We start from the raw sequence: 13,722 nt of genomic DNA on the forward strand, positions 1-13,722 counted from the left end.
TGCTGAAAACAATATAGTTCACCGTGGTTTACTTTGTAGCGTCAAACCGCGCCGTCATATGTTCTCCATAAGTTAGCCCCGGTAAACCTGCAACGGAAAACCAACACAAAGGGGACAGGCACCTTCGTGGGGGTTTTAGCCACGGCAAAGCCGCTAGAGCCCTGCTGGCCAGCGACAGGCGGCCAAGTCGACGTGCATGTCGTCCTTAAACGCCACACCCTCCCCTAGCAAAAGCTCACGTTGAGCATCGGGACCGCCAAACGCAAAACCCTCGCAAATGTGCCCGTCGGCAAACACCACGCGATGACAGGGAATCTGACCAGGGCGCGGATTGCTATGCAGCGCGTAGCCCACATAGCGCGCGCTCCGCGGACGACCGGCGAGCAGCGCCACCTGGCCGTACGTGGCGACCATCCCCTCGGGGATCTGCTCGACCACCTCGTACACCCGCTCAAAAAAGCCCTCAGACGCCATTGTTCGCTCCCTTCCACCCGGAAAAGCATAAACCACCACAAAGGTGCCTGCCCCCTTTGTGGTGGTTTTGGCAGGTGGGTTAGTTGGCGGGCTGGAAGAAGGCCACGGCTACGGCGCCGGGACCTACGTGGGTGCCGATGGTGGCGCCGATGGTGTGGACGGGCAGCTCGCCCTCGGTGTGGCCAGCCCACAGCGCCGCACTGTCCTCGATATACTTCTTGAGCACGGCGTCCGAAAGACCCGTATAGCCCAGCGCCAGCGGCATGGAGAAGTCGACGCCGCCCGCCTTTTCGACCTTCTGGTTGAGCAGGTTACGGCCGTTCTTGGAACCGCGCGCCTTGCCCAGCTGCACGATGAGACCGTCCTCGGCAGCCACGACCGGCTTCACGTTGAGCAGCGTACCCACGGCGCCGGCCGCAGCAGACAGACGACCGCCGCGCACCAAGTACTCCAGCGTCTCGAGCAGACCGATAACCACCACACGGTCGCGGACTGCCTCGACGGCCGCCGCGATTTGAGCCGCACTACGGCCCTCGTCCACCAAGCGCAGGGCATACTCAACCAGGACACGCTCGCCCAGGGTTACGTTATTGCTGTCCACCACGAACACGTCGCCGCCCGGCGCCTCGGCAAGTGCGGTACGGGCACTCTGATTGGTGCCCGAAAGCTTGGCGCCCACGGTAATAATCACGGCCTCGTCGCCGGCCTCACGCGCCTCGGCAATCGCCTGCGAAAACGCGTACGGGTTGACCTGGCCGGTCTTGGGCAGCTCATCGCGCTCCACGAGCATCTCGTAAAAGCGCTGGTGATCGATGTCGACGCCATCCATGTACACATCGGTGCCAAAGGTAACGGACAGCGGCAGAACAAACAGAGCGGGGTGTTCCGCCGGCGACATATCGCTTGCGGAATCGGTAATAATGCGGACGGACATAACAAATCCTTTCTTGCGCGGAGCTCGCGCGGGGAATTTTGACAGCAATGCCCCGGCACGGTATACGCGCTCAAACGGGACGATGCAGTTGTTGGCTGAAAGATAGTGCCAGCGCGGCTCTAAATCTCGCGCAGGGTGCTGAGGATCGTGCGCAGCGACGCATACATCTGCTCGCGCTGCTCCACGCCCATGGCCTTGCCGGTGGTATCGAGCACATCGCGAATGATGCGATCGGCCTCGCTCATGCTCTCGCCGCCCAGAGCAGTCAGGCGCACCGGAGCACGGTACTTGACGGCCGCATCACCCGAGTCGTCAACCTCGACGTAGCCGCCCTCCTCCAGATGAGCCAGTGTGCGCGAAACGGCGGCACGGGTAACGCCGGCCATGCGGGCGAGGTCGGCGCCAGTCAGGCCGTCCTTGCTGCGCTCAAGATAGTACAGGCACATGACATCGGAGCCCTTAAGGCCGAGCCTTGCGCCTTCGGACGTCTTGATGCGCTGAATCTCCTTGTAGAGGCCGCTGATCAGTCCGACAAAGTCCTCAAAACGTGTCTCGTCGTTCTGCTGCATGGTGACGACCGCCTTTCGCTTACATGATGCTAACGGGTAAACATCTTAGCCGCACAAGGCAACACCCGTACCCAAATATCCGATTTGTTAACCCATCAACATAAAAACCACCACAAAGGGGACAGGCACCTTTGTGGTGGTTTGAACCTCAATAAGTTTTAGGCGTTGCTACAACTCCACGCAAGGATTGTCGCGGGTCACAAGCGTCTTAACGACAACCGTCGCTCCCAAATACCGCTCGAGCAGCTCAGCGAGGCGATCGATCGCAGCCTGGCAATCCCCCATGCGCTCGGGCTCTACGCACTCAATCGCCAGGAACGCATCGGCCGAATCGTCGGACAGCGCCGTGCGAACGCCATCGCGCCAGTTCCAGCAGCGGCACACGGCGCCTGCATCGTCGATATAGGCAAGCTCGTCGGGCAGCGTCGGATCATCCGCCTCCTCGCCAAGTGGCAAGAACGCGTCGCCGCCGTCGGTCACCGTCAGGCGCAGATTGCCCTCAATAGCATGCAAATCCTCACCGCCAACGGGCAGCGCATAAGTCAACGAAATCGTGTTGTAGATATCCACCGCCGGCGTGATGTGGCCGACCGGCTTGCCTTTGAGCACGCGCTTGAGCAGGTTCTCAACTGAGCAACGCGCGCCCTTCTTGGTCTTGAACAGGCGATAGGCCTCGCGCCATGCCTTGACCGGCGCGTTCTCGCTGATGGTATCGCTGGTCAGATGGCGCTCCGCATCGATGTTGGCGCGGTCAAGCAGCGCGGCGATTGCATCCACGTCCTCCTGGGGAATCTGAGCCGCGGGCTTCATGCCCTTTACGACCACGACGCCGATAGCCGCCTGCGGAAACAGCTCCCAAAACGAATCCTCGGCAACGAAACTCTTCATATGTTCTCCCTTCATAGCGGACGCCCGAGTCCGGACGCCTAAACAAAAAGCGCCCTCACAGCGGCCACCTTCAAAGTCCTACGGTGCCGCCACAAGAGCGCTTACGCTGCCCCCATCCGGAGAAGGGGGCGATATGTCAGGCGTATTGTAACCCGAGTCATTCGCGTGAGTAAAACCACCACAAAGGCGCCCGTCCCCTTTGTGGTGGTTTTGGGCCTGAGGCGACGCTAGTGGCGGAGCCCCAGCAGGCCGCGGCCGCGATGACGGGCCTCAGCGGGCACCTGGGCGTGCGGGCCGGCGGCCTTGACGGACTCGGGCAGGTGCGAGTACTTCTTCTCGAAGTTCTCCTCGAACATCACGGCCAGGTTGTGCGCTGCCTCGTCGTAGCGAGCGGTGCTCTGCCAGTACTGGCGCGGCACCAGAATGCCGTCGGGCACACCGTGGCACGTGGTGGGAATGTCGACGTTAAAGATATCGTCATGCACGAACTCGCTGTCCTCGATGGTACCGTCGAGGGCACGGGCCACCAGGGCGCGCGTGTAGGCAAGCTCGATGCGATGGCCCACGCCATAACCGCCGCCGATCCAGCCGGTGTTGACCAGATAGACGCGGGTGCGACCGTCGGCGATGCGCTCGCCGAGCATCTTAGCGTAGACCATGGGGTCGAGCGGCATAAACGGCTCGCCAAACAGCGAAGAGAACGTGGGTGTGGGCTCGGTGACGCCGACCTCGGTGCCGGGAATCTTGGCCGTAAAGCCCGTCACAAAGTGATACATGGCGGCGTCGGCCGTCAGGCGCGAGATGGGCGGCAGCACGCCAAAGGCGTCGCAGGTCAAAAACAGCACGACGCTCGGGGTGGTGCCCATGCCCTTGGTCCACGCGTTGGGGATATGCTCGACGGGGTAGGCCACGCGCGTATTGTGCGTGATCGAGACGTCGTCGTAGTTAGGCTTGCGATTCTCATCGAGTACCACGTTTTCACAGATGGCGCCAAAGCGAACGGCGTTGAAGATCTCGGGCTCGTGGAACGCGTCCAGGCCCTCGCACTTGGCGTAGCAGCCGCCCTCGACGTTAAAGATGCCCATGTCGGACCAGCCGTGCTCGTCGTCGCCGATCAGCAGGCGCGTGGGGTTGGCCGAAAGCGTGGTCTTGCCGGTGCCGGACAGGCCAAAGAACACCGCGGTCTCGTGCGTGACGGGATCCATGCTGGCCGAGCAATGCATGGGCAGTACGTCGTCCTCGACGGGCAGCAGGTAATTCATGACGCTGAAGATGGACTTTTTGATCTCGCCGGAGTAGCCGGTGCCAGCGACCAGAATCACTCGCTCCTGGAAGTTGATGACCACGGCGGCGCTGGAGTTGAGGCCCTTGATGGCGGGATCGCACTGGTAGCCCGGCGCGGCGAGCACGCAGAAATCCGGCTCGCCAGTGCGCGCGATTTCGCGGGCGAGCGGGCGGGCGAGCATCTGCTTAATGAAGAGCGCCTGGCTGGCACGCTCGCAGGCGACAAGCAGACGGCGCGTGTGGTTGCGGTCGGCGCCGGCCATGCCGCGGGTGACGAACACATCGCGCTCGTTGAGATAGTCAACGATGCCGGCTTTGATGACCTCGTAGCTTTCGACGGACAGCGGGCGGTTGACGGCGCCCCAGGCAATCTTGTCGTGGACATCGGGGGTGTCAACGATAAAGCGGTCGTTGGGCGAACGTCCGGTACGCTCCCCCGTCTCGATCACGAGTGCGCCGTTGGAGGCCATACGGCCCTCTTCGCGGCGAATCGCATGCTCGACGAGCTCGGCTGCCGGCAGGTCGACCAGCAGGCGGGGCTGGTTCTCGGCGGGATCTTCGACCAGCGTAATGCCAAAGTTGGATAGAACTTCTGCAGGGGTAACACCAGGCATGGGGCCTCCTTTAAAAACGCGACACGTGGACGCGGCGCGCACTTTACTCACGTAAAGCCCGTTGTACCCGATATGCAAAAACGTTTTTGCGGCAAGGGCGAAGCGCCCGCCCAACGGTCAAAAATCGCACGCAAGCGGCCTAGTCATTGGGGACGTTCTTAAACGACTAGTCGTTGGGGACACTCTTGAACAGGCAACATTCAAGGAGTGTCCCCAGATGCCGGCACTTAGGGACGTTCCTAAAGTGCCGACTACTGAATGGCACCGCCGAATATATTGAACAACCTGGTCAAAAACACGAGTCGATACCACCGCGGCTATACTAGAGCGCAGCAATAGAAAGGAATCGCCTTGAGCATCACGCCCCTCGATAGCATCCGCCGCACCATCGCCCGCCGTAATGGCGTCGCCGACCCCGCCGCAACGAGCAGCGGTACCGCAAAGGCCCAGGGCGGACGCATCGAGAACGGCCTGTTCCCCGCATCGCACACCGCCGAGGAGCTCGCACGAATCCAAGAGCTAAGCCAGCGTAACGCCGGCGGTCCCGACAGCAGCCAGGCCACACGCCGTCGCCGCGAGCGCGATCGCCAACCCGGCCCCATCCACCGCATGGTTAACGCATGGTGGAACCGCCTGCTCGGCGCTGTCTACGGCGGCGGCTTCTCCACGCAAGAAGCCGAGTACGAAGATCACGCCACCCGTCTCGACTACCTTTGGAATACCCTGGGCACCGCCGTATGGGGTTTCACGTTTCCCCTGCTCACCATTGTGTCCACGCAGCTTGTGGGCGCCGAGGAAGCCGGCAAGTTCTCCATCGCCTTTGTCACCGGCACGCTCATCATGATCGCGTGCAACTACGGCGCGCGTAATTTTCAGGTCTCGGACATCGACGAAAAGACGTCCTTTGCCTCCTACCAGCTCAACCGCTGGCTCTGCGGAGCGCTCGCCCTAGGCTGCGGCCTCATGTACAGCAGCGCCCGCGGCTACGATGCGCAGATGGCCACGATCGGCCTGGGCGTCTACCTCTATAAGGTAATCGACGGCGTGGCGGACGTGTACGAGGGCCGCCTGCAGCAGGCCGACAAGCTCTATTTGGCCGGCATGAGCCAAACGCTGCGTTCCATCGGCGTCATCGTGGTCTTTAGCGTGGCGCTGTTCCTTACGCGCAGCATGCCCATCGCGGCCATGGCCATGGGCGTCGCCGCCATCGCCTCGCTCGTGCTGGTCACCGCCCCGCTCGCCCTGCTCGAAACTGAAAAATCGCGCCGCGTGAGCCTGCGCGAGGTCGGCTACCTGTTTGTCCAGTGCGCCCCGCTCTTTGGTGCGCTGTTCCTGTTCAACCTTATCGAGAGCATGCCCAAGTTCGTGATGGAAGGCACGCTGGCCTACAAGTATCAGTTGTACTTTAATGCCCTATTCTTTCCGGCGCAGGCTATTTTATTGAGCATTGGATTTATCTATAAACCGCAGCTCCTGCGTCTGTCGAGCATTTGGGCGAATCCGCGTAAGCGTCGCCGCTTTGACCTGATTATTGTTGCCGTTATGGCACTAATCGTAGTCATTACCGGAGCGTGCGCCGCATTTATGGCAGGCCCCGGCATCCCCATCATGAGCTTTATGTACGGCCTTAACTTTGAGCGCTACCGCACGCTGGCGCTGCTAATGGTTGTCGCCGGCGGCGTCACCGCGGCAATCGACTTTATCTACGCCATCATCACGGTGCTGCGCCACGCTGGAGACGTCACCAAGATCTACCTGATCTGCTTTGCCGTAAGCGTGGTGCTGCCGGTGATCCTGATTAAGCTGCTGGGTCTGATGGGCGCTGTGGTGAGCTACCTAGCCATCATGGCCCTACTCCTGGTGCTACTGATTATCGAGTACGCCCACATCCGCCAACGCATCGAACGCGACCGCAACCCATACGGCGCCTAATTCGAATCAATTTGAAGAAAAGAAACGTCGATGTTTTGGCACCGACAGCGAGCAGTCTCGAAGTGCCCCAGGTTGGCGCGAAAGAGGAGCGACGCGTACTTCTGTACGCGAGCAACGGTTTGAGCGACAAGATGGGGTGCTTCGGGGCTGCGCAGCGTCAACGTGACCGCCGTTCGGTAGAACGGCGGAACAAGGTTATTCGCCCGGGTTGATGTTCGCGTAGAACTCCGCACCATCATCCAGGCGCAGGATGCCCACGCGGCCGAACTCGGAGCCGGTGGCGGCGGCGCAGTCGATATCGATGCGATCGGGCACGCCGGCGGTATCCTCGCCGCCCAGGCGCACAATCTGCCCGCGGCCCGACTCCTCATCAAGCCCCGCCAGGCCGCCAACCTCGCAATAGCGCCCAAGCGACACCGTGGGCGTGTGGCCGCTCACCACGACCGGACCCTTGCCCTCGGCAGAAAGCAACCCCGTCGGCGCATCCCAATAGCCGTGACGAATCCACAGCAGGTCATCGGACGACTGCACGGCAAGCATCTGCTTCAGCAGTTCGCGATCAGCATTCACCGCCCCCGCACCATCGGCACAATCAACCCCATGTTCAAGCAAAAACGCCCGCGCCGCCTCGGTCTGGATGCCGGCATGTACCAGCAGGTACGGACGCTCATCAGTCTCGGCCACTGCGTAGAGCGGCAGCGTCGCCATCCAACGCACGAGCTCCTCGTACGCCTCGAATTCCATATCGTTGAGCTGCTGACGGGTAGTCCAACCGCCGTTGATATCCCATGTCTCGGCATCGAGCGGATCTTGGCCAATGATGGCGTCGAGCATGATCTGCTCGTGATTGCCCTTGAGCACGCGAGCGTTGGGCAGCGAGCGCACGAGCTTAATAACGCCAACCGGATCGGGCCCGCGATCGATCATGTCGCCCAGCACGTACAGCGTATCGTCGGACGCCAGCGAAATCTTGGACAGGGCCTCGTCAAGCGCACGCACGTGCCCGTGAGCATCAGATGTCACATAGATCGCCATGGTACGCCTCTCCTTGCATTGCGGCCGAAGCCCGGCGCCGCAACTAAAACTTCAAGTTGAACTTAAACGTTACCCATTGTACTCCGTAGCAATAAAGCTGGAAAGGGTTGCATACCGTCAACAGTCGCCGGCGCACGCCCGTCAACCCGCACCGCTCACGCCGCGCCGTCTGATACAGCGCCCCAACCAGCGCCGCCCGCACCTTCGCCTCGTGTCGAAAATGCGCACGCCTGCAATCCGCCCCCATAAACCCACCATCTTTGGGTACAAATAACAGCAGACAACTGACCGTGCCACGCAAACCACCCAGGAGCGGACACCATCCATGAACCAGATACTTCTCTTTATCGGACTCGTCATTATTCTGTGCCTGACCATCAAACCCGTCGGCAAAAAGCTCCCCTTCCCCACCCTGCTCATCTTTATCGCGCTCGGCATGCTGCTGGGCGTCAACGGGCCGGCGCACATCGACTTTAGCGACTACGCGCTCACCGAAACCGTCTGCAGCACGGCGCTGCTGTTCATCATGTTCTACGGCGGCTTTAACACCAACATCGACCGCGCCAAACCTGTCGCTGTGCCAGCGGTGCTGCTGAGCACGCTCGGCGTCGTCATCACCGCTGGCATCACGGGCGTGTTCGCGCACTTTGTACTGGGCTTCGACTGGATCGGCGGCCTGCTGCTGGGATCAGTCGTGGCATCCACCGACGCGGCCAGCGTCTTTAGCGTGCTGCGCGAGCACAGTCTTTCGCTAAAGGGCGGCACCGACTCGCTGCTCGAAGTCGAATCGGGCTCCAACGATCCCGTCGCCTACATGCTCACCGCCGTGCTCGCGACCCTCGCGGCGGGCGGCGACGTTAACATCCCCGTGCTGCTGGCCAAGCAAATCATCCTAGGCGTGGGCCTGGGCATTGTCATCGGCTGGGCATCGGGCCGCTTGATCGAGCGCGCACATGCAACAGCCGAGGGTGCGCAGACCATCTTCTTGTTCGCTGTGGCGATCGTCGCCTACGCACTGCCGAGTTATCTGGGTGGCAACGGCTTTTTGGCCGTGTACCTTGCCGGAATTGTGCTGGGCGCGAGCGACATCACCGGCAAGGTCGAGCTGGCGCACTTCTTCGACACCCTCACCGAGATGGCCGAGATGACCATCTTCTTTTTGCTCGGCCTGCTCGTGACGCCCGCCCGCCTGCCGCAAATGCTGCCGCCGGGCCTGGCACTCATGGCGTTTATGCTCTTCGTGAGCCGCCCCATCGCCGTGGGCATGCTGCTGGCGCCCTTTAAGACCAATCCTCGCCAGGTAGCACTCGTAAGCTGGGCGGGCCTGCGCGGCGCGGCTTCGGTCGTCTTTAGCCTCTTTGCCGTTGTGGCCGGTGTTCTCGGTGGCCACGACCTGTTTGACCTAGTCTTTGTGATTGCCGTGTCGAGCATTGTGGTGCAGGGCTCGCTGCTGCCGGCGGTGGCAAAGAAGCTCGACATGATCGACGCGGAAGGCGACGTGCGCCGCACCTTTAACGATTACCGCGACGAGGACGGCATGTCGTTCGTTAAGCTCAAGGTGGGCGCGGGCCATCCGTTTGTCGGACGCTCGCTCGCCGATATTGGCAGCGTCACGGACATGCTCGTCGTCCTGGTGCTGCGCGACGGTGCGCACCCAGTGCTGCCCAACGGCGATACCGTCATCGAGGAAGGCGACCTTCTGGTTATGGCCGCGCCAACGTTTGAAGAGCGTGCCGAGGTTACGCTGCGTGAGATCACCGTAACGCCCCACGGTCGCCTGGCCGGCCAGCGCCTGCGCGACGTGCCGCAGGGCAAGCATCCGTTTATTGTGGTGATGCTCAAGCGCGACGGCCAAACGATCATCCCCGACGGCAACACCCTCATATACGCCGGCGACGAAGCCGTCATCGCCACGCTGGCATCGTAGCGGGCGGGGGTAGCTAATTTGCGACGAAGAGATCAAGCGCCCAGAGAACCTCATGCCTTCGCTCGCAGATTTGGATTTTCCTGAGAAGTAAGGCACCCCTCCCCCATGTAACCATCCTGTAAATCATAGCGACGCACTCGAGTTTTACCGTGATGCGGTCGCGCCTGGCGCTCCACTGTGCTAAAGTATCCCGAACGTTCAAACGACTACAAGGGGGACCTAGAAGATGGCGCGTGTGCACAACTTCTCAGCAGGCCCGGCCGCACTGCCCACCAGTGTGCTTACCGAGATCGCCGACGAGATGATGGACTGCCGTGGTTGCGGCATGTCCGTGCTCGAGATGAGTCATCGATCTAGCATGTACCAGCAGATCATCGACGACGCCGAGGCAACCCTGCGCCGCCTGCTGAGCATCCCGGACAACTACCACGTCCTGTTTTTGCAGGGCGGCGCCACGCTGCAGTTTGCGGGCATCCCGATGAACCTCATGCGCCGCGGCCGCGCCGGCTACGTCGTCACCGGCAACTTTGCCAACAAGGCGTACAAGGAGGCCGCCAAGTACGGCGAGGCCGTGCTGCTCGCGAGCTCCGAGGACACCAACTTCGACCGCATCCCCGACATGGCCGACATAAACGCGCGCATTGCCGCCGAGGCCGCGGGAGACGGGCTCGACTACGTCTACATCTGCCAGAACAACACCATCTTTGGCACCATGTACCACGAGCTGCCCAACTGCGGCGACGTGCCGCTGGTCGCCGATGTCTCGAGCTGCTTTTTGTCGCAGCCGCTCGACGTTGAGCGCTACGGACTCATCTACGCCGGCGCGCAGAAAAACGCCGGCGCCGCGGGCGTCACCGTGGTTATCGTGCGCGACGACCTGATCGCCGACGGTCCGGCCTTTGCGCAGACTCCGCAGTACATGGACCTTAAGACCCAGGCCGCCAAGGGCTCCATGCTCAACACGCCCAACACCTTTGGCATCTACGCGTGCGGTAAGGTGTTCCGTTGGGTTGAGCAGACCGGCGGACTTGTCGCTATGGCCGAGCGCAACTGGGCCAAGGCCAACCTGCTCTACGACCTGCTCGAGCACAGCGTGCTGTTCCATGGCACCACACAGGCCGACAGCCGCTCCATCGCCAACGTCACCTTCCGTACCGGCGATGCCGACCTCGACGCCGCCTTTGTCGCAGGCGCGGCCGAGCACCAGATTCAAAACGTCAAGGGCCATCGCCTGGTGGGCGGCATGCGCGCCAGCGTCTACAACGCCGTAACCATGGAAGACGTGCGGGCACTGGCCTCGTACATGAAAGACTTCGAAGCGCAGCATAGTTTGAGCCCGCGATCTAACTAGCCCGCAACGCGCGGGCCGACCAGCCACTTCAAACCACCCTGCTTAGATCAAAACCTGCTAAGGAGTTTTTCCATGCGTAAGATTAAGACCATCGACGACATCACTAAAGACGGCAAAGTCGAGTTTGGCGAGGGCTACGAGTTTGTAAGCACCGCCGAGGAGGCCGACGCCATCCTGATGCGCTCGACCGACCTGCACGGCTACGAGCTGCCCGAGGGCATTCGCGCCATCGCCCGCTGCGGCGCCGGCGTCAACAACATTCCCGTCGAGGAGTACGCCAAGAAGGGCGTCGTTGTCTTTAACTCCCCCGGCGCCAACAGCAACGCCGTCAAGGAGCTCGTCCTGGGCATGCTGGTGCTTTCGAGCCGCGGCGTGGTGCAGTCGATGAACTGGGTGCGCGACAACGCCGACGACCCCGATATCCAAGTCGACGCCGAGAAGGCCAAGAAGGCCTTTGTGGGTCGCGAGCTCAAGGGCAAGCGCATTGGCGTCATCGGCCTGGGCAACGTGGGCTCCAAGGTCGCCAACGCCTGTGTCGATCTGGGCATGGACGTCTACGGCTACGACCCGTTCATTTCCGTCGAGCACGCGTGGGTGCTGAGCCGCGAGGTGCAGCGCGTGGGCACGCTCGAGGATCTGTGCCGCGGCTGCGACTACCTCACCGTGCACGTGCCCAGCAAGGCCGACACCATCGGTATGATCAGCACCGAGCAGATTAACCTGCTAGCGCCCGACGCCGTGCTCATCAACTACGCGCGCGAGACCATCATTGACGAAGACGCCGTCGACGCCGCCCTGCGCGAGGGCAAGCTCAGCTGGTTTAGCTGCGACTTTGCCACGCCCAAGACCGTCAAGATGCCCAATACGTTTATCACCACGCATTCGGGCGCCGGCACCGGCGAGGCCGAGGCCAACTGCGCCGACATGGCCATCAGCGAGCTCAAGGATTACCTGGAAAACGGCAACATCGCGCACAGCGTCAACTACCCCGCCTGCAGCATGGGCAAGGCGCGCGCCGCAAGCCGTATTGCCTGCCTGCATGCCAACGTGCCCAACATGATCGGCCAGATCACGGCCATTCTCGCCAAGGACAACGCCAATGTGCAGCGCATGACCAACGAGTCCGCTGGCGAGAACGCCTACACCATGTTCGACACCGATGAGCACCTGGACGGCAGCACGATCGAGGCGCTCAAGCAGATTCCGTCGATGTATCGCGTGCGCGTGATTAAATAGCGCCGGTGCCAAGCCTGCCAGACAGACCACGAAGCCCATTCGCCCCCCCGTATTCACGAAACGGGGGGGCGATTTTGTTGCTCCGGACGACTTTAAAATGATACCCAGAACAAGTTTTTTCAGATAATCGATAGTGAGGCTCCAGTCGCTAAGCACACCCGCTTTGATAAACAGCTTTATCAGGGACTTTAGTAGGTAAAAATCGGTCTCTATGTGCCGAATGTAAGTTGACTGTCTATTTTCCGAAACAACTTATTCTAGATAGCATTTTTAGGGTCCCTCCAAGGCAAAATTGAAGCCTTTTTGCGACCAGAACTCTAGCTCGCGCTACCGTTTACCCACCGCGCGACTACATTCCCGCCCAATCGATAAAAATCTCCTCACGAAGCCGCCGTTCGAGCTCCTGCTGTCGCGGCGTCTTGTCTTTCAGCGGCACATCGAGATAGGACATGATGAGCTCCATCACCACGCGGAAGGCATCGAAGTCGGCCAGCTGACCATAGGTCATCAGAACGACGGGATATCCCATGGCTTGCAAGGCCGTCGTTCGATCGGAGTCCGAAATCTTGGATTCAATGGATCCGTGAATGGCTTTACCCTGGCATTCAACCAGACACTCTCGGCTGCCGTCCTTATTTGCCAGCAGGATATCGGCATAGCGCCTATCAAGCCCCGAAATCAGACGGGCGCTGCGCGTCATACGAATCTCAACGTTATTGGTAAGGCGCAGCCCTTCGCCGCCGCGCAACCTCGTAAGACCAAACAGCATCGAAGCCTGGACCTCGAGCGGCGATGCTGCCACCCCCGTAATGCATTTCGCGGCTCGTATGAACGATTTAGCGCCGCGGAGCCCCCGGACCTTATCGACGAACTCTGTAAGCTCAGAGAGCTCGATCAAGGGAGGTCGTTTCCACAAGTCCGTTGGATTCCCCGAGACATCCTTTACGTTTTCCCAGCCCGACCGTGCGTCACTCCATCGGCTCCCATATGCCTGCTCAAGTGCCGACTTTACCTGAGGCGCAATCTTGCACACGGCAAAGGTGCCGCACATCTCATACATGCACATGATTAGACGCTCGTTTGAGACCGAGGAAGCCAGGGTCAGCAGGGTAAAGAGTGGGGACGCAACATCGAAGCCAAACTCCGTCTGCCGCACGGAATCAAACGGCCTCTCCCCGTTCCAAACATGCCTGACAATGCGATCGCCCTTACGTCCGCAGCTGCCCTGCGCCAACACGTGTAACGGGGTGCCCAGGAAATGCGTGACGAGCGGATGCTCACATAGGTGCTCCCTGCGCGGATCGTCCGCAGAATCGGGCAGGTCCGGCATTATTGCCAAAACCTGTGGAGGTATCCGGTAATACCTAAAGGCTGATATGTCGCACAGCATGTCGTCCATGAAGAGTACGTACCCAGTACGTCGTTTGTGAGCCCGCCCAGACGACAAACGCGATGGCTCGGCCTGCGAACGGTAAATA

Annotated in this window: 11 protein-coding genes; 4 read left to right on the top strand and 7 right to left on the bottom strand. The window is 61.0% G+C overall.

The features are described 5' to 3' along the window. Nucleotides 1–153: 153 nt before the first annotated feature. The 5 genes from DW112_RS00270 to pckA form a co-directional block, all read right to left on the bottom strand. Nucleotides 154–474 carry an MGMT family protein gene (locus tag DW112_RS00270; protein ID WP_040359378.1) on the bottom strand — a complete coding sequence of 107 codons (321 nt, stop codon included), beginning with the start codon at nucleotides 472–474 and terminating at the stop codon, nucleotides 154–156. 79 nt (nucleotides 475–553) lie between these two features. Further along, nucleotides 554–1,408, bottom strand: a complete 855-nt coding sequence (locus DW112_RS00275; RefSeq protein ID WP_118328106.1) for a DegV family protein — start codon at nucleotides 1,406–1,408, stop codon at nucleotides 554–556. Between the two features lie 119 nt (nucleotides 1,409–1,527). Beyond that, nucleotides 1,528–1,977: a MarR family winged helix-turn-helix transcriptional regulator gene (locus DW112_RS00280; RefSeq protein WP_118328107.1), complete on the bottom strand. Its 450-nt coding sequence runs from the start codon at nucleotides 1,975–1,977 to the stop codon at nucleotides 1,528–1,530. 168 nt (nucleotides 1,978–2,145) lie between these two features. After that, a complete protein-coding gene (locus tag DW112_RS00285) occupies nucleotides 2,146–2,865 on the bottom strand; it encodes a B3/4 domain-containing protein (protein ID WP_118328108.1) in 720 nt (239 codons plus the stop codon). 227 nt (nucleotides 2,866–3,092) lie between these two features. Beyond that, nucleotides 3,093–4,763, bottom strand: a complete 1,671-nt coding sequence (gene pckA, locus DW112_RS00290) for a phosphoenolpyruvate carboxykinase (ATP) (protein ID WP_199585290.1) — start codon at nucleotides 4,761–4,763, stop codon at nucleotides 3,093–3,095. A gap of 351 nt (nucleotides 4,764–5,114) precedes the next feature. Here pckA and DW112_RS00295 point away from each other — a divergent pair, with 351 nt between their 5' ends. Next, complete coding sequence (locus tag DW112_RS00295; protein WP_233545827.1) at nucleotides 5,115–6,695, top strand: lipopolysaccharide biosynthesis protein; 1,581 nt, start codon at nucleotides 5,115–5,117, stop codon at nucleotides 6,693–6,695. 195 nt (nucleotides 6,696–6,890) lie between these two features. On the opposite strand, the gene DW112_RS00300 is transcribed toward DW112_RS00295, so the two are convergent. After that, a complete protein-coding gene (locus DW112_RS00300; protein ID WP_118260539.1) occupies nucleotides 6,891–7,730 on the bottom strand; it encodes a metallophosphoesterase family protein in 840 nt (279 codons plus the stop codon). A 325-nt stretch (nucleotides 7,731–8,055) separates the two neighbouring features. Here DW112_RS00300 and DW112_RS00310 point away from each other — a divergent pair, with 325 nt between their 5' ends. From DW112_RS00310 to DW112_RS00320, 3 genes are all read left to right on the top strand, one after another. After that, nucleotides 8,056–9,657, top strand: coding sequence for a potassium/proton antiporter (locus DW112_RS00310; protein WP_118328110.1), 1,602 nt, complete (start codon nucleotides 8,056–8,058; stop codon nucleotides 9,655–9,657). 226 nt (nucleotides 9,658–9,883) lie between these two features. Beyond that, a complete protein-coding gene (gene serC / locus DW112_RS00315) occupies nucleotides 9,884–11,008 on the top strand; it encodes a 3-phosphoserine/phosphohydroxythreonine transaminase (protein ID WP_118328111.1) in 1,125 nt (374 codons plus the stop codon). Between the two features lie 72 nt (nucleotides 11,009–11,080). After that, a complete protein-coding gene (locus DW112_RS00320; RefSeq protein ID WP_117637785.1) occupies nucleotides 11,081–12,244 on the top strand; it encodes a phosphoglycerate dehydrogenase in 1,164 nt (387 codons plus the stop codon). A gap of 349 nt (nucleotides 12,245–12,593) precedes the next feature. On the opposite strand, the gene DW112_RS00325 is transcribed toward DW112_RS00320, so the two are convergent. Next, a complete protein-coding gene (locus DW112_RS00325) occupies nucleotides 12,594–13,400 on the bottom strand; it encodes a hypothetical protein (protein WP_158571707.1) in 807 nt (268 codons plus the stop codon). Nucleotides 13,401–13,722: the final 322 nt, after the last annotated feature.

It is taken from the genome of Collinsella sp. AM09-41 (assembly GCF_003473245.1).
Classification (GTDB): Bacteria; Actinomycetota; Coriobacteriia; order Coriobacteriales; family Coriobacteriaceae; genus Collinsella.